The sequence below is a fragment of the Rhizobium fabae genome (assembly GCF_003985135.1).
In the GTDB taxonomy this organism is placed as follows: domain Bacteria; phylum Pseudomonadota; class Alphaproteobacteria; order Rhizobiales; family Rhizobiaceae; genus Rhizobium; species Rhizobium pisi.
Genome location: NZ_ML133653.1, coordinates 119,570 through 134,557 on the forward strand (window position 1 = coordinate 119,570; position 14,988 = coordinate 134,557).

Here is a 14,988-nt window from a genome sequence, read left to right on the forward strand (position 1 = left end):
CTCTCTCCTCCCGAACTCGGGTTTTAAGTCTTGGTCTTTCCTTTCGCGGGCGCTTTCTTGCGGCCGCGCTTCTCCTCTCCCGGGAGCTCCTCCCCGAAGCTCTCGGAAAACCTCTTCTGCGACATGGTGAGATGGGCGCGCATGGCAGCCTTGGCGCCTGCCGCATCGCCGGCGGCGATCGCGTCGCGAATGGCCCGATGCTCCTCCACGGCGCTGCGCCATGTCGTCGGACCCTCGAAATGGCTTGCGAGCTTCTCAAAATAAGGGGTCATGCGCATGTCGAACATCTCGCCCGTCACGCGGATCAGCGTCGCATTGCCGACGATAGTGGCAATGGCTATGTGGAAGGCGCGGTCGGCGGCAATGACCGCACCCGCATCGTTAACGCCGCCGCTCATGCGCGTCAGCGCTTCGTCGAGCGCAGCGATGCCTTCCGGCCTGGCGCAGCCGGCGGCTTCCTCGGCGATCGCGCATTCGATGATGGCGCGCGCCTGCAGCAGTTCGAAAGGCCCCTCGACCGGCTCGCGCTCGCTTGCCGCAGCCCCTGCTGCATGCTGGCGCACCACGTAGATGCCGGACCCCATGCGGATGTTGACGAGGCCCTCGACCTCCAGCACGATCAGAGCCTCGCGCACCGTCGGGCGTGACACCGACAGTTGCTCCGCGAGCTCGCGCTCGGCCGGCAGCCGCTGGCCGACGGCAAGCTCGCCGCTCGCGATCATCAAACGAATCTGATCCGCCACCTGCCTGTAGAGGCGGCGCGATTCAACAGGCGAAAACATCATGGCCTCCCCGGCGGCTTCTCCTCAAGCACGCATCTGGTCAACTGGCCTGACCAATTACGGCTAAGTATCATCGCTTGGGTTGTGCGTCAATCCGTCGCATGAAACTTAAACAGGAGAAATTATGCCGCCGGCCGAGGCGAGAGGGCGCCGGCCGATCTCCGGCCGATCACGCCTGGTTATGCCCGCAACGTCATAGGCGTCAGCCGCGAAGGCTTCGAGGGCCGCGCGATTGCGGATGATCACCAGGCCGCGGGTGGAATAAATGAGATGCTCGCCTTCGAGGATGTGTAAGGCCTCGGTGACACTGGACCGTCGTACGCCAAGCATCCTCGCCATATAGTCGTGCGTGATGCCGATCTCATCGCCGTCCAGGCGATCGTGCCACATCAGAATCCATCTGGCCAACCGGACGTCGATCTTGTGAACGGCATTGGAAAGCGCGGTATTGGCCATCTGCGCGAAGAAGGTATGGAGAGAACGGGAAAGCAGCCGGCGAATAGCGGGCCGGTCAGCCAGGAATCCCCCAAGCGCGGCGGCTTCCACACGATGTCCGTGGCCATCGATCTGCATCGTCACATCAAACGGAAAGCGCTCCGCATCCGTTGTCAGAATTGGCGGCGTCATCCCCTCTCTGCCAAGCACGCCGACCTCGGTCTTTCTGCCCTCGGGACTTGTCGCGACCACGGAAGCGATGCCGCTCTCCAGGAAATAACAGTGGCCCAACGGCATCCCCGACCGGGCGATCTCAAAGCCGCGCGGGAGATTGAACGGTTTGAGAATGCTGTCCAGAGCCAGACGCTCCGAATCCGCCAACTGCCGGAGGATGAGGTTTTCGCTTTCAAAAGGTCGCATGGCCTTGTCCGCTTTGCTTGGCAAGAACATACGGTCTCCCGACCGCCAGCGCCCATTCACAGGGCGCTTTGACCCCTAAACTCGCGTGACCGGCATCGGGTTCCCCGGCCGGGTTTCGTCCGCAAAAGCGGGAAAATTACTGAGGCCGGAAGCGATCAGACCAACCTGCGCCAGTGTCAGGATTGTCAGCAGAGCAGGAGGGAGGAGATCGCCGCCGGCAGCTGCGGCGTGCTGGAGCGGGAATGCGAACCGCCGGATCAGCTTGTCGATCCGGCGGGGAAAGCGCTGTACGCCTTTGCGCATCAGGTCGCGGAAAGCGGCGCAGCCCCGTCGACCGGCAGGTCGTTTAAATCCAGATGCATGTGCCGCATCAGGCCGGCGAGCCTATGCCTGTCGCGAATGCCGCACTCGAACCAGGATACGAGCTCCTTTGCGACATGCTGCGCCTCGGGACTTGCGATCCCGCATGATTTTTCCCGGCACCATTGCTCGAGGATAGTAGTCAGCATCGTCACGTCATCGGGCTGCAATGCCGGCTTGGTGATTCCCGAGTGATGGATCATCTGGCTTTCTCCCCGCTATATGAGGCAATCCTAAACTACGGACCTTCGATTACAATAGCTGGTGCGGAAGCGTACGGATCAGGTGCCGGCGAAATCCGGACGTCCCGGGAACCAAGACGGCCGGACTGGGTTCGGCGTTCACGACAAAACGGACATCGCACGACAGGCTTGGATATGGTAGGCACGGCGCAGGCGCGGACCGCCTGATGTTTGAACCGCCGTTGAACAAGCATGACCGCCCTCAAACCCAGGATTATCACAGGCGTCCGCTCATGAAATCGCTCAGCCCGGTCGCCGGCAAGACGATCCTGATCATCGGCGAGGCCGGCTTCCTTTCGAACGATGCCAGAGATGCATTGACCGCGCGCCAGGCATTGCTCGCGGGCCCCGTCGTCGTCTCGAGCGCCATGGAGTGCTTGAGCGAGGGCCTCGTGTTCGACGCCGTGATCATCGACGTGACGATTTCCGACGAGGCGATGCTCTGGATGAACGAATGGCTGGAGACACGGCGGATTCCCTTCATCTTCGCCCATGACCAACGGCCGGAAACGACTTCCGTCGGCTTCGTCCTCAGCGCGCACCCTTCCGATATCGAGGCCGTGATTGCAGCCCTGTTCGGGCCGGATCCATCCTATTACCACTGAGATATTAGGTTTCGCGCAGTGGGCGAACGGTCTCAGTCCAGTCTATATCCCGGCATACCATTCGTAGCCGCGATCTTCCCAGAAGCCCCCATTGCCGCCGTAGATCTGGCCGAGATCCGCGACCGCTTCGATGCGGGTGAGATATTTCGCCTGCTTGTAACCGAGCTGCCGTTCGACCCGCAGTCTCAGCGGCGCTCCATGGGCAACTTCCAGGTCGCGGCCGTTCATCGAATAGGCGAGGATCGTCTGCGGATGGAACGCGTCCACGAGATCGATGCTCTCATAGTACCAGCCGGTGCCATCAAGCGACTTTTCATATTCGTCCGCGCAGTGGAACACGATATAGCGCGCTTGGGGTTTCAGTCCGACCGATTGCAGCAGCGCGGCGAGCGGCAGGCCCGTCCATTTGCCGATCGCGCTCCAGCCTTCGACGCAGTCGTGCCGGGTGATCTGCGTGCGCGACGGCATCGCCTTCAGCTCTGCAAGCGAAAGCTGCGCCGGCCTCTCCACAAGACCGCCGACCTCCAGCTTCCAGGTCGAGAACGCCCGGCTCATCCAGTCGAGATATTGCGGATTGTCGGGCATGCTGGTGCCGTTCGAGCGAAAGACCGGCGAGAGATCCGCTTCGCCGAACTCGCGGGCGAGCGCGTTGTCGCCGAGCAGGAAGCGTTGCGTCTTCATGCTGAGGCCCTCGGCGATCTTCAGGACGGACTTTGTCCGTTCGCTTTCGACCAATGCGTCGCAACCGCTGAGCCCCAGTGCCGAGGCGGTCAGGGTCGAGCCGATCAGGAAGCGGCGGCGGGTAAAGAGGCGGCTCATTGTTCGTCTCCCTCGATGGCGTAGTAGCCGGTAATCATTGAACGCAGATTGTTGAAGACGCCCGACAGGATCACCATGGCGACATGCACCACGACGAAGGCGACGAGCGAGAAGGCCGTGAGGAAATGAATGGTGCGGGCCGATTGCCGTCCGCCGAAGACATCGAGCAGCCAGGGCGCCACGGCGTCGAAGCCCGGCGACATGGTGAGCCCCGTCGCAACCATCAACGGCAGCAGCAGGAAGATCACCAGGAGGTAGGTCAGCTTCTGCAGCGTGTTGTAGTGCCGCGCTTCGGCTCCCTTGGGAAAGCGAAGTCGGGCATGATTGACCACTTCATGGGCGAGATGTGTGGGCGTCAGCTCACTGGCACCAGGCGCAAGATCGCGGCGGAAATGCCGGCTGACCAGTCCGCAGACCAGATAGACCAGGCCGTTGAGGACGAAGAGCCAGGCAAAGAAGAAATGCCAGCGCCGGCCAGTCGCCAGATCCTGATAGCTTGGAAGGGTGATCCAGCTCGGAAAACCCCTTGCCGTCGCCTCGCCGTCTTCATTCGAGAGACCGAGCACACCAGTCGTATCGAAGGCGAGCGAACCGACATGCGTGCGTCCCTTTGCCTCGTCGCCGTCCTGGACGGCTTCCATCGAGATGAAGGACGGGTCGTAGTCGGCGCCGTACTGGCCCCAATAGAGTGCCGGATGGGCATTGAAGATCTGCAGGCCGCTCATGAGCAGCACGGTGAGGCAGAGCACGTTCATCCAATGCGGCAGGCGAACGGCGAGGCTGTGGCGGTAGATGAGCGTGCGGCCGGTCTCTTTGCCGGCATCGGTCGTCGCCATGATCGTTCTCCGGATCGATGAAGTTTCAGGAGCAAAAGACGCGGCCGCCGCGGAAAAAGTTTCAGCGGCCGCGTGGGATGCGAATTATTTCATCGCGTCGCAGGCCTTGGTCATGTCGGCCTTCTTCATCGCGTCCTTTTCCATGCCGGCCTTGTGCATGCAGTCCTTCTTGGTGCCGGACATCTTCATCGCGTCCTTCGACATGGTGCCCGTATGCATCGTGTCCTTTTTCATCGTATCGGTCTTCATGGCGTCTTCGGCCGAGGCGGCGCCGGCGAGCGAAAGGCTTGCGATGAAGGTGCAGACTGCAAGGCTGGAAAGAAGCTTGGTCATGGAATTCTCCTCGAATGGTTTGCTGCGTCCGCCGGCTCCCTGCCGATGGCTCACATCCACCCATTCGAGGCAGCGTCGGGATGCGTTACAGCCTCACGCCTATGTGATAGAGCTGTGATACCGGAATTGTTTTTGATCCGCCCTGTAACCAAACGGCCGCTTTTTCGAATGAACTCTCCGACAACATGACATCAGCCCATTCGGAAGAAGCCCTGAAAGCTTTGATGCTTCTGTCCCTAGACGGGGATGAGGCAGCCTATCGCCGTCTGCTTTCGGCCTTGCGGACGCTGCTTGTCGGCTATTACGGCCGCAGGATGGCTGCGGCGGCGAAAGCGGATATGGAAGACCTGGTCCAGGAGACATTGCTGGCACTGCATTCCCGCCGGTCCACCTTTGACCGGGAAAGGCCTTTCACGGCCTGGTTCTTCTCGATCGCCCGCTACAAGCTGATCGACCACCATCGCGGCCGCGGCGGGCGCAGGCTTGGTGAGACCGAGCTTGGCGAGGAGATCGAAAGCGACTTCAGCGAGGAGAGGCTGACGGCACGCATGGATGTCGAGCGGTTGCTCGACGGCTTGTCGCCGAAACAGCGGGAACTGATCCGGCAGGTGAAGCTGGAGGGCCAGTCGGTCACCGACACCGCAAACCGCACCGGCCAGTCCGAATCGGCGGTAAAGGTCGGCATCCACCGGGCACTCAAGGCGCTCGGCGAGAGATTGCGAGGCGCATGATGACAAAGACGGACGATATCATCGAAAGCCTGGTCAGGGACCTGAAGCCGGTGCCGCGCCATGCGCTGCGCCGCAGTCTCGCGCTCGGCATATTGCCGGCGCTCGGGCTCTCCCTGCTCATGATGCTGGCCATTCCAGGCCTCAGGGTCGATATGCCTGATGCGCTGACGCTGCCGGTGTTCTGGATCAAATCCGCCTATAACGCGCTGATCGCCATCGCGGCCTTTCTCTCCGTCTTCAGGCTATCCCGCCCTGACGGTTCCGAGGGACGCTTTTTCGACCGGCTCGCCTTGATCTTTGCCGCCATGGTTGCGGTCGCAGCCATCCAGCTGATCATGGCTCCGGCCGGGACGTACCGGGTGCTGATCCTCGGCTCCTCGGCACTCCATTGCCCTTTCCTCATCTTCGGCTTCGCGTTGCCCGTCTATGCCGGCACGGTCTGGTCACTGCGCCGCGCAGCACCCGCGGACCTCAGGCTGACGGGATTCGTCGCCGGAATTGCCGCGGGAGCGGCCGGCGCCTGGGTCTATTCCTGGTTCTGCACCGAGAACGGCATGCCCTTCGTGCTGATCTGGTATTCGCTCGGCATCCTGCTCACCGGCGCGCTCGGCGCCGTCACCGGCCCTCGCCTGCTCCGCTGGTAGAGCCCAGTCGACGGGCGGCAAACGAGATCAGTCGCTCAGATAGTTTCCAAGAAGGGACTGCAGGGATTCGCGGGCGCGGCTGACGCGGCTTTTCAGGGTGCCGATGCGGCATCCGCACATCCTGGCGGCATCCTCGTAACTCGTTCCGGCCGCGACCAGCGTGAGCGCCAGGCGCCTGTCTTCGGAAAGAAGCGTCAGGGCACGCTGGAGCTCGCGCTCCTTGAGCGCCCATTCCTGCGTCGGCGCGGTCGCGATCTCCTCCATCGCCGCTTCGACACCGGCCGGTTCGCGCTTGTTCCGGCGATAATGGGTGCAGAAGGTGTTCCTGAGGATTGTGAAAAGCCAGGACTTGAGGGATGTGCCGGGGTGGTAGAGATGAAGCGAGTTCAATGCTTTCAGCAGGGTCTCCTGCACGAGGTCGTCGACGTCGTCGTCATTGCGCACGAACCGTCGCGCGAAGGCGCGCAGGGCCGGCGTCAGGCAGACGATCTCGGATTCGAGTGCGGACGTTTCCTTGCAGCGCGAAGCAGGGTGTGGGGAAGACAAGGGCCTCATGTTTCTCTCCTCGGATGACAAGGAAAGTCGCGGCCACCCTATTCGTTGCCGTACGATATCGGACAGATATGTCGTCTCCTGAAATCAAAGAGCGAGCTGCCAGATTTCGGCGGTGAGCACATTGCCGGCGGGCGCTACGAGACGCACCGAGCTTACCCCATTGAAGCCGGGGAGCCGCTTGGTCCCGGTCCAGCGGCCATCATCGGCGAAGACCTCGATCGAGCCTGCATCGAGAAATATCCGAATAGTGGATGGGCGTGCGCCGGCGGCGATGTAGCGCGGTGATGCCTTGGCGCTCGCGGAAAAGGGAATGCTCAGCCCATGCTCGTTCAGCTGCACCTCTACGGTTGCCTCGGGATGTTCGAAGACGAGGCGGAACTCGCTGCCCGCCTCCTTGAGGCCAAGCACGAGTTCGACGGAGCCGTTGGCGAGATCGACGGTTCGTCCGTCCAGAAGACTTTCGCCATCCAGTCGGCGCCGCCGCAGGCTTTCTGCAGCAGCGACCGGTGGCGTGATCAGCGCCCCGTTGTGCAGCACCAGCCGGCGCGGCAAGGTCATCGCAGTCGGCATGTCGATGTCTTTCGAAATGTCCGTCCAGTTGGCGAGCCATGCGATGCCGACAGGGCCGGCACCGTCGACGAAGGCTTGAAAAGCGTAGGCATCCGTGCCGAAATCCAGCTCCTGTTCGAACTCCACGACGAATTTGCGGCCATCGAAACGGCCGACGTTCGCAAGCGTCATGTTGCGCCGGCCCGTTGCCGGATCGCGGCTTGTGAGAAGGCCGAAGATTAGCGCCCAACGCGTCGACGGGTCGCTCGCGGGACCGTCAAGAGGAACCATGCAGGGGCACTCCGCAGCGGTCATCCCGAAGCGGTTCTCCCGGTGAAGGATTCCGAGGAAGGTCCATCCGGTCGCCGCGGCCGGGTCATCCGTTTCATAGAGCAGGATGATGCCGCCCTCGCGGTCCCGGGTGCCCAGAAGCATCTTCCATTTGTCGTCCGGGCCCGGAAAGACATGGGGATCGCGGAAGTCGGTCGTCAGACCGAGCCCGGTGGGGCGCGCCGGCAGGATGAGGCTCGCCGGTTCGACGTTGACAAGATCGCGGCTGGTGGCCGTGAACTGAACCTGCTCCTCCGGTTCCCGGCCCTTCATATGCTCGGTGAAAAAGATGCGGATTCCGGCGCCATCGAGCGCGATCGCCGAGCCGGAAAATGCGCCGCCGCGTCCATCTGCCCGCGCCGCGAGCTCGTCCGAGGGGGGAAGAAAGATCGGAAGATGCGTCCAGTTGACATAATCGTCCGAGACCGCATGGCCCCAATGCATGTTGTTCCACCGAAGGCTATGGGGATAGTGCTGGTAGAACAGGTGCAGCCTGCCGCCGAATCTCCCAAACCCGTTGGGATCGTTCATCCAGCCGAAAGGCGGACGGAAGTGATAGCCGCCTGAGATTTCGGGTGCGGCGTTGGAAGGCCTGACATGCAGCAGCCGAATGCCCTCTTCGAGAACGCCGGGCTGACGGAAGGCATAGAGAACCGAGACGTCTGTCGTCACGGGATCGTAGGAAAATGCGGTTTCTCCGCCGCTTTCCAGCGCCAGTTGCCGAAACTCGAATTCATCGGGATTTGACGTTTCAGCTGTCACGGCCGGATCGCCGTCGACATGTGCGGTCAGCCTTCCCGGCGCGGCGCCATGCCGGGCCCTGATCCAGGCGTGGACCGTGGCTCCCGCGGGCAGGACGGCGCTGATCGTCTCCGGCCCGCGTCCAGGGGACGGAGTCACTGCTTGACTTATCATCAATTCAACCTTTCACGGCAGAGCCGATGAAGGAACTCACGAACCAGCGCTGGAATGCGAGGTAGAGCCCCAGGATCGGGATCATCATCAAAACGGAAGCCGCCATCGCGCGATCCCAGTAGATGCTGTCCTGACCGAAGAAGGTCGCGATAGCGACCGCAATCGGGCGGGCGTAGTCGGTCTGGGTGACCAGGATGGGCCAGAGATACTGGTTCCAGGTTTCGATGCCCATGAGGATCGATACGGTTGCCAGTGCGGGCAGGCTGAGCGGCAGAAAAATCGAGCGATAGGCCCGGAAGAAGGATGCGCCGTCGATCTCTGCGGCCTCCAGCAACTCCTTCGGCAACTGCGAAAAGAACTGGTAGAACAGAAAGATATAGAGAGGGCTCGCGACCCAGGGCACGATCTGCACCGCGAAGGTGTCGGTCATTCCCGCCCGCGAGACCATGATCACGAGAGGCATGATAATGCTTTCCTGCGGGATCACATAAAGCGCAATCACGATCGACAGGATGACGGCGCGACCCTTGAACGTTCCCCAGGCCAGAACGAAGCCGGCCATCGAATTCACGATCAGGCCGGAACAGACCGTCGTGATCAGAATGATCAGCGAGTTGACGAGATAGCGTCCGAATGCGAGTTCGCCCGACAGGTGGCCGACCTCGGCATAGTTGGACAGCGTGGGGTTCGAAACCCAGAAGGCCCGGAAGCTGCCCATATCGGCCAGAATCTGGAACCGGTCGTCCTTGAGGCTCGCCACGACCAGCAGCAGCAATGGAGACACGATCACCAATGCGATGATGAAGATGCAGGTCACCTGGATGAGGCGAAGGACCCGTGCAGCCGAGAGAGGCCGCGCCAGGCGGGCCTGCTGGATCGAGAGAGCGATATCAGACATCGAAGCGCCTCAGGAGCTGGCGCTGGATCAGCGCGATAATGAGAACGATCACGAACAATATGACCGAGACGGCCGAGGCATAGCCCATCTTTTGCTCTTCGAAGCCGGCGCGGACCATGTAATGCACCACTGTCTCGGTGCTGCTTTTCGGTCCGCCCTGCGTGAGGATGGCGACCTGTGTGTAGAGCTTGAACGCCTGGATGGTCGTGATCACGAGGACGAAGACATGGGTCGGCCGCAGGCCCGGCATCGTGACATGCCAGAAACGCCGGAACGCATTGGCGCCGTCAATCTTCGCAGCGTCATAGAGTTCGTCTGGGATGCCCTGAAGGCCCGCGAGGTAGACGATCATCTGGAAGCCGTAGGCCTGCCAGGCCGAAAGCAGAACGATCGAGAACATCGCCCATTGCGGATCGCCGAGCCAATCGATCGGCTGGATCGCTCCGCCGGAGAGAAAGCCGAGGATCTGGTTGAACGGCCCCGTGGGATACTGGAACAGGGTGCCCCAGATGACGCAGACCACGACCATCGAGGTGATCGCCGGCAGGAAGAACATGCCGCGCAGCAGATTGCGGAAGGGCAGCTTCTGATGCAGCAGGAGCGCCGTCGCGAAAGCAAGGCCGCACTGCGCTGGAATGATCCAGAAGGTGAAGCGCGACACGTTCCAGAGGGCAGTCCAGAAAAGGTCGTCCTGGAAGATACGGATGAAGTTGTTGAACCAGATGAACCGGACGGGCGTCGGCCGGGGCACCAGAGGCTGGTTGGTCATGGACGTCCAGAAGGACAGGAGGAACGGCACGATCAGAAAGATGGTCAACAGGATCACGGCCGGCGCGAGCATGGCCGCTTCCTGCATCAGCCGTCCCTTGTCATGCCGGCGGGCGGGAGCCTTTCGGACTGGTGTCGATAATGTTGATTGTTGCATGACCATGCAGCTCCTCCTTTCCTAGCTGGGATGCCGGCCCTGCCCTGCGATGTCCGTCGGAGACATCGCAGGGCGAGGGCCTGTCGGCAGCGATCACGCTTATTACTCTTCGCCGAACGGCGGATATCCGTCGTTGTCCGCGATGTCCTCGTCGATCTTCTTGGCGGCTGTTGTGAGCGCCTCCTTGGGATCGCCGCCATTGAACACCTCGTCGACCGCCTGCATGAAGGCGGAGGTGATGGTGGGATAGGCTGGATGCGGAGGGCGCGCGACAGCCGTCTTCGACGCCTGTTCAAAGGCAATGGCCATCGGGCCGCCGTCAGCATAGAGCGGAGATTCGGCGGCGAAGCTCTTCAATCCGGGATAGCCGGACTGGCTTGCGACATAGGCCCGATACTCCTTGTCCTTTAGCAGGAAGCTGATGAACTTGGCCGCGATATCGGGATGTTTCGACGTCTTGGTGATCGCCCAGATCCAGGTGCCGTTCGGGCTCGCGGCCTTCGCGCCGAATTTGGGCAGCGGCAGCACGACGATATTGTCCTTCATGGCCGCAACAGCTTCGGCATAGACCCAGTGTCCGCCAAGCGCCAGCGCCGCCGGATTGCCTTCGGCGAAGAACTGGTTGGTCCCTGCCGACTGCGGCACGACCCAGCCGTTCTTGACCCATTTCTGCATCATGGCGAGTGCATCGACGCAGGCGTCGCTGTCGAGCGTGCCCTCGGATTTCCAGGCCTTACGGTCGATCAGATCGCAGCCGGCCGATTGCAGGATCGGTCCATAGGCATAGGTGATCCATTCGGTCTTGATGCCGTAGCCCCGGAAGGTGTCGATCGGCCACTTCACGCCGTCGAGCTTGGAAAGCTTTTCGAGGTAGGTTTCGAATTCCTCGCGCGTCCAGGCATCGTCGACGGATTTCGGGATGCGGGCGCCGATGGCTTCGAGATATTTCTTGTTGCCGTAGAGAACGACCGACGAGTCGGTCAGGCCGATCGCATAGAGGTCCTTGTCGATCGGGTATGTGCCCTGGGCGATGTTGGACTCCGTCATGTCGTCAAGGAGGTCCTTGTCGATCAGCGGCTTGATGGGCTGCAGATATCCCGACCAGACGTAATTGGCGAGGAACGGCGCATCGAGCTCCATGACGTCGGGCAGCTGCTTGGCCATGACGGCGGCGCTGAACTTCTCGTTATAGGCGTCGTGCGGCGCATAGATGAACTGCACGTCGACATCGGGATTGGCGGCCTCGAACCGTTCGGCGGCCTTGCCATAGGCGGCGACAAAACCGGGATCGCCCTGATGCATGACCTGGATGACGGCCTTGTCGGCGGCATGCGCCCATGTGGCGGTCATCGCCAAAGGCAGGACCAGAGACCAAAGTAAACGTTTACCCATTAGAATTCCTCCTCAATTGAATGGGCCTATTTCAATTCATACGGATGCCCGCTCCACCAGCTGGAACGGCAGTTTTTGCACTCCGACCGGAGCCCGGTCTTCGGCAAACAGGATTCGCGCGGCCTGGCGGCCCATGGCCCGGTGGGGAAGCGCCATGGTGGTCAGCGGCGGATCGAGACGCGAAGCGATCTCGACCTGGTTGTCGAAGCTCGCAACGGCGACATCGTCGGGAATGGTCGCGCCCGAGCGGCGCAACGCGGCATAGACCTCCATGGCCACGCGATCATTGCCGCACAGGATGGCATCGGGAGGCCGGGGGCCCTTCATGAGAGCGTGCACATGTGCAGGCACGAGGCTGGGTGCCCGGTCGCTGTAGATCGTCTTGTCAACGGCCGGCAATACGACGGCGCCGGCTCCGTCGATGCCGGCATGATCGAGCGCCTGACGAAAACCGAGTTCGCGCAGTTCACCGGCGAGAATTCCCGGCAGGTTGATGAAGGCGATATTGCGACGGCCCGCCTCGATGAGGTAGGTCGTGATCTCGATCGCCGCGCCTGTCTCGTCCGGCACCAGAGACGTCACGCGATCGTTGGCATCCCGGCAGTTGATCATGACGCCGACCGTGTCGGCAAATTCGGGCGGCAGATCGACGCTCTTGTGATACATGGCGGCATAGGCAATCGCGCGCGGACGAAAGCGCCGCATCTCGTCGAGGATCGATCCGACGCTGCGGTGGCCGCTGAGCGTCATGGCGAAGACGGCCATATCGGCAGCGCGCACCGCGCCGTCGAGGCCTCTGATGATTTCCGTCGCGAAAGGTGACGTGATCAGATCGTCGGCGACAAGGCCGACGAGCGGCATCCAGCCCTGTCGCATGCTGCGCGCGGCGAAGTTGGTGACATAACCGAGCTCCTCGGCGATCTCTTTTATCCGCTGGCGCGTTTCCTCCGACATGCGCGCCGAGCCGCCATGCAAGGCGCCTGACACGGTCTTGACGGAAACGCCTGCACGGGCGGCTATGTCGTTGAGCGAAGCGGTCACGTGATATCTTTGGGTTATCGATTACCCAATCAATACCGATTGCCCTTGGATGAGTCAAGCCGGGCTGCTCCGGATCCGCTCAGTCGATCTCTTCGGGAATGAAGCCGCCGGTCTGGCGTTTCCACAGGCGGGCAAACAGGCCGTCCTGCTCCACCAGTTCCTCCGGCCTGCCTTCCTCCACGATGCGGCCGTGATCGAGCACGACGATGCGGTCCATCCTGGCGATCGTCGAAAGGCGGTGGGCAATGGCGATAACCGTCTTTCCCTCCATGACGAGGTTCAGCCTTTCCTGGATGGCGGCTTCGGATTCGCTGTCGAGGGCTGAGGTCGCCTCATCAAGCACCAGGATCGGCGCGTCCTTTAGCAGCACGCGGGCGATCGCGACACGCTGGCGCTGGCCGCCCGACAGTTTGATGCCGCGATCGCCGACGAAGGCGTCGTAGCCCTTGCGGCCCTCACCGTCGGCAAGATCGGCGATGAAGACATCGGCGCTCGCCATCTTCGTCACCCGTTCGATCTCTTCCCGCGTGGCCTCCGGCCGCCCGTAACGGATGTTGTCGCCGACCGAGCGGTGTAGCAGCGCAACATCCTGGGCGATGACGCCGATCGCACGGCGAAGGCTCGCCTGGGTGACGGCGCGGATATCCTGCCCGTCGATCAGGATCGCGCCATCCTTGATATCGTAAAAACGCAGGAGCAGGTTTGCGAGCGTCGTCTTGCCGGCGCCGGAGAGGCCGACGAGGCCCACCTTCTCGCCGGGCCTGACCGTCAGCGACAGGCTTGAGATGACGGGCTTGCCGGATTTGTAGGCGAAGTGAACCTTCTCGAAACGGATTTCTCCACGCTCAACCACGAGATCCCCGGCATCCGGCCGGTCGGTGATCGTCGGCGGTGTCGTCATGACGGGCATGGCATCCTTGATCGTGCCGATCGCCTGGAAGATCTGCTGGCCCATCTGCAGGAAGACGAAGATCTGTGACGACAGCCGGTGGAGGATATAGACCGCGCCGACGAACTCGCCGACCGTGAGGAAGCCTTTGACGAGGCCGGAAAATCCGATCGACAGCATGGAGAGCCAGAGCAGCGTGTTGAAAACGACGACGGCGACCTCAGACGAGCGATAGATCCGCTGTTCGCTGTGTTGCGTGCGCACGGCCTTTTCTATGACGCGCCGGATTGCGCCTGCCTCGCTGTCCTCAGCCGCAAACTGCTTGATCATCTGCATGTTGGTGTAGAGATCGGTGATGGCACCGGCGACGAGGCTGCGCTGCTTGGCGGTGCGGCGCGAGCGTTCGACGAAAATGGGGACGACCCTGGCGGTGAATGCGAGGTTGAGCGCGATCCAGACGATGACAGGCACGGCAAGCTGCCAGGCGAGCGCACTGAGCAGGATCACGGAGCCGACCAGTTGCATGAGGAAACGCGGGATGGATTGGAAGGCGGCAAGGATCTGCTGCTGGACGGCGGAAGAGACCTGCTGCAGCCGCGAGGAAACCTGACCGGCAAAGAGATCATGGAAGAAGGCAAGATCCTGCCGCTCGACAGCCTTGTGGCCCTGCCACTGAATGGCAGCCGGCATGCCGATGCCCAATGTATGCGAGTTCAGCGTGTTCAGCATGAACGAAACGACCGGCATGACCGGAAAGATCAGTAATCCGAGAACGGTCAGCAGCAGCCAGTCATTGTGCAGGAAGACGGAAGCGCCCTGTTGCGTCACGCCATCGACGATGACCGAAAGCCCCCAGACGATCGTCAGGTTGATCGCCTCGAACACCATGGAGCACAGCGCCAGCGCAATCAGCACGCCGCGAAACATAGAGATGAAATGCAGAAGCACCATCACCGGCCCCTTCGACGGCAGCGGCCGGTAGGGAATATCGAGCGGCCGGATCAGGGTTTCGAAGGGACGGTAGATCGCATCTGAAATCGACATGGGCCGCTCGGGTTCTAGATCGCAGGGAGGGCGGGACTCGGGCTACGCAAGCCGGGATGGGAACATCTTCCGGGTGCAATCTCAACTAGAATTTTTGTGAACGTTGAAAACGTGAGGGTGTCAAAGGCGGATCTGAATTGCGGGATGCTCAGAAGGCGATGACTGACCGATTCGTGCCGGTAGCGGCCCTCCGCCCTAACTCTATCCCCGTAAACGGGGCTAGGGGACGCGCCAAACGTTGAG

At 61.8% G+C, this 14,988-nt stretch carries 16 protein-coding genes; 3 read left to right on the top strand and 13 right to left on the bottom strand.

Going from position 1 to position 14,988, the window contains the following annotated elements; translation table 11 throughout:
• Nucleotides 1–23 precede the first annotated feature (23 nt).
• The 3 genes from EFB14_RS19525 to EFB14_RS19535 all read right to left on the bottom strand — a co-directional run bounded on the left by EFB14_RS19525 (nucleotide 24) and on the right by EFB14_RS19535 (nucleotide 2,200).
• Nucleotides 24–782 (bottom strand): FadR/GntR family transcriptional regulator, encoded by a 759-nt coding sequence (locus tag EFB14_RS19525; protein WP_126828490.1) that lies wholly within the window; start codon nucleotides 780–782, stop codon nucleotides 24–26.
• A 108-nt stretch (nucleotides 783–890) separates the two neighbouring features.
• Entirely contained in the window at nucleotides 891–1,667 is a 777-nt protein-coding gene (locus EFB14_RS19530) for a Crp/Fnr family transcriptional regulator (RefSeq protein WP_245438258.1), read from the bottom strand.
• A 272-nt stretch (nucleotides 1,668–1,939) separates the two neighbouring features.
• Nucleotides 1,940–2,200, bottom strand: coding sequence for a hypothetical protein (locus EFB14_RS19535; protein ID WP_126828140.1), 261 nt, complete (start codon nucleotides 2,198–2,200; stop codon nucleotides 1,940–1,942).
• 272 nt (nucleotides 2,201–2,472) lie between these two features.
• Here EFB14_RS19535 and EFB14_RS19540 point away from each other — a divergent pair, with 272 nt between their 5' ends.
• Entirely contained in the window at nucleotides 2,473–2,844 is a 372-nt protein-coding gene (locus tag EFB14_RS19540) for a hypothetical protein (RefSeq protein ID WP_126828142.1), read from the top strand.
• A 42-nt stretch (nucleotides 2,845–2,886) separates the two neighbouring features.
• On the opposite strand, the gene EFB14_RS19545 is transcribed toward EFB14_RS19540, so the two are convergent.
• The 3 genes from EFB14_RS19545 to EFB14_RS19555 form a co-directional block, all read right to left on the bottom strand.
• On the bottom strand, nucleotides 2,887–3,663 hold the full coding sequence (locus EFB14_RS19545) for a molybdopterin-binding protein (RefSeq protein WP_126828144.1): 777 nt from the start codon (nucleotides 3,661–3,663) through the stop codon (nucleotides 2,887–2,889).
• The gene (locus EFB14_RS19550; protein ID WP_126828146.1) at nucleotides 3,660–4,499 is read right to left on the bottom strand and encodes a cytochrome b/b6 domain-containing protein; all 840 of its coding nucleotides are present in this window, start codon (nucleotides 4,497–4,499) and stop codon (nucleotides 3,660–3,662) included. Before EFB14_RS19550 ends, EFB14_RS19545 begins: the two co-directional genes overlap by 4 nt.
• Nucleotides 4,500–4,583: 84 nt before the next feature.
• A complete protein-coding gene (locus EFB14_RS19555) occupies nucleotides 4,584–4,832 on the bottom strand; it encodes a pentapeptide MXKDX repeat protein (protein WP_126828148.1) in 249 nt (82 codons plus the stop codon).
• A gap of 185 nt (nucleotides 4,833–5,017) precedes the next feature.
• Here EFB14_RS19555 and EFB14_RS19560 point away from each other — a divergent pair, with 185 nt between their 5' ends.
• Together EFB14_RS19560 and EFB14_RS19565 are read left to right on the top strand one after the other, a co-directional pair.
• Nucleotides 5,018–5,563 carry a sigma-70 family RNA polymerase sigma factor gene (locus EFB14_RS19560; protein ID WP_126828150.1) on the top strand — a complete coding sequence of 182 codons (546 nt, stop codon included), beginning with the start codon at nucleotides 5,018–5,020 and terminating at the stop codon, nucleotides 5,561–5,563.
• A complete protein-coding gene (locus EFB14_RS19565; RefSeq protein WP_126828495.1) occupies nucleotides 5,563–6,207 on the top strand; it encodes an NrsF family protein in 645 nt (214 codons plus the stop codon). The genes EFB14_RS19560 and EFB14_RS19565 overlap by 1 nt, the downstream gene beginning before the upstream one ends.
• A 27-nt stretch (nucleotides 6,208–6,234) precedes the next feature.
• Here EFB14_RS19565 and EFB14_RS19570 read toward each other — a convergent pair whose 3' ends face one another.
• The 7 genes from EFB14_RS19570 to EFB14_RS19600 form a co-directional block, all read right to left on the bottom strand.
• Nucleotides 6,235–6,762, bottom strand: a complete 528-nt coding sequence (locus tag EFB14_RS19570) for a sigma-70 family RNA polymerase sigma factor (protein WP_126828152.1) — start codon at nucleotides 6,760–6,762, stop codon at nucleotides 6,235–6,237.
• An 84-nt stretch (nucleotides 6,763–6,846) separates the two neighbouring features.
• Nucleotides 6,847–8,556 carry a GH32 C-terminal domain-containing protein gene (locus EFB14_RS19575; protein WP_126828154.1) on the bottom strand — a complete coding sequence of 570 codons (1,710 nt, stop codon included), beginning with the start codon at nucleotides 8,554–8,556 and terminating at the stop codon, nucleotides 6,847–6,849.
• Nucleotides 8,557–8,560: 4 nt separating this feature from the next.
• The gene (locus EFB14_RS19580; protein ID WP_126828156.1) at nucleotides 8,561–9,454 is read right to left on the bottom strand and encodes a carbohydrate ABC transporter permease; all 894 of its coding nucleotides are present in this window, start codon (nucleotides 9,452–9,454) and stop codon (nucleotides 8,561–8,563) included.
• On the bottom strand, nucleotides 9,447–10,385 hold the full coding sequence (locus EFB14_RS19585) for a carbohydrate ABC transporter permease (protein WP_125849021.1): 939 nt from the start codon (nucleotides 10,383–10,385) through the stop codon (nucleotides 9,447–9,449). Before EFB14_RS19585 ends, EFB14_RS19580 begins: the two co-directional genes overlap by 8 nt.
• A gap of 96 nt (nucleotides 10,386–10,481) precedes the next feature.
• A complete protein-coding gene (locus tag EFB14_RS19590) occupies nucleotides 10,482–11,771 on the bottom strand; it encodes an ABC transporter substrate-binding protein (RefSeq protein ID WP_125849020.1) in 1,290 nt (429 codons plus the stop codon).
• 36 nt (nucleotides 11,772–11,807) lie between these two features.
• A complete protein-coding gene (locus EFB14_RS19595) occupies nucleotides 11,808–12,812 on the bottom strand; it encodes a LacI family DNA-binding transcriptional regulator (protein ID WP_126828158.1) in 1,005 nt (334 codons plus the stop codon).
• Between the two features lie 79 nt (nucleotides 12,813–12,891).
• The gene (locus tag EFB14_RS19600; RefSeq protein WP_126828160.1) at nucleotides 12,892–14,745 is read right to left on the bottom strand and encodes an ABC transporter ATP-binding protein; all 1,854 of its coding nucleotides are present in this window, start codon (nucleotides 14,743–14,745) and stop codon (nucleotides 12,892–12,894) included.
• Nucleotides 14,746–14,988 lie beyond the last annotated feature (243 nt).

Bases quoted from the DNA above. Each gene is read 5' to 3' on its own strand.
- EFB14_RS19525 (WP_126828490.1), bottom strand. From the start codon at position 782: ATGTTTTCGCCTGTTGAATCGCGCCGCCTCTACAGGCAGGTGGCGGAT.
- EFB14_RS19565 (WP_126828495.1), top strand. From the start codon at position 5,563: ATGACAAAGACGGACGATATCATCGAAAGCCTGGTCAGGGACCTGAAG.
- EFB14_RS19570 (WP_126828152.1), bottom strand. From the start codon at position 6,762: ATGAGGCCCTTGTCTTCCCCACACCCTGCTTCGCGCTGCAAGGAAACG.
- EFB14_RS19540 (WP_126828142.1), top strand. From the start codon at position 2,473: ATGAAATCGCTCAGCCCGGTCGCCGGCAAGACGATCCTGATCATCGGC.
- EFB14_RS19530 (WP_245438258.1), bottom strand. From the start codon at position 1,667: ATGTTCTTGCCAAGCAAAGCGGACAAGGCCATGCGACCTTTTGAAAGC.
- EFB14_RS19600 (WP_126828160.1), bottom strand. From the start codon at position 14,745: ATGTCGATTTCAGATGCGATCTACCGTCCCTTCGAAACCCTGATCCGG.
- EFB14_RS19590 (WP_125849020.1), bottom strand. From the start codon at position 11,771: ATGGGTAAACGTTTACTTTGGTCTCTGGTCCTGCCTTTGGCGATGACC.
- EFB14_RS19575 (WP_126828154.1), bottom strand. From the start codon at position 8,556: ATGATAAGTCAAGCAGTGACTCCGTCCCCTGGACGCGGGCCGGAGACG.
- EFB14_RS19545 (WP_126828144.1), bottom strand. From the start codon at position 3,663: ATGAGCCGCCTCTTTACCCGCCGCCGCTTCCTGATCGGCTCGACCCTG.
- EFB14_RS19535 (WP_126828140.1), bottom strand. From the start codon at position 2,200: ATGATCCATCACTCGGGAATCACCAAGCCGGCATTGCAGCCCGATGAC.
- EFB14_RS19585 (WP_125849021.1), bottom strand. From the start codon at position 10,385: ATGGTCATGCAACAATCAACATTATCGACACCAGTCCGAAAGGCTCCC.
- EFB14_RS19555 (WP_126828148.1), bottom strand. From the start codon at position 4,832: ATGACCAAGCTTCTTTCCAGCCTTGCAGTCTGCACCTTCATCGCAAGC.
- EFB14_RS19550 (WP_126828146.1), bottom strand. From the start codon at position 4,499: ATGGCGACGACCGATGCCGGCAAAGAGACCGGCCGCACGCTCATCTAC.
- EFB14_RS19580 (WP_126828156.1), bottom strand. From the start codon at position 9,454: ATGTCTGATATCGCTCTCTCGATCCAGCAGGCCCGCCTGGCGCGGCCT.
- EFB14_RS19560 (WP_126828150.1), top strand. From the start codon at position 5,018: ATGACATCAGCCCATTCGGAAGAAGCCCTGAAAGCTTTGATGCTTCTG.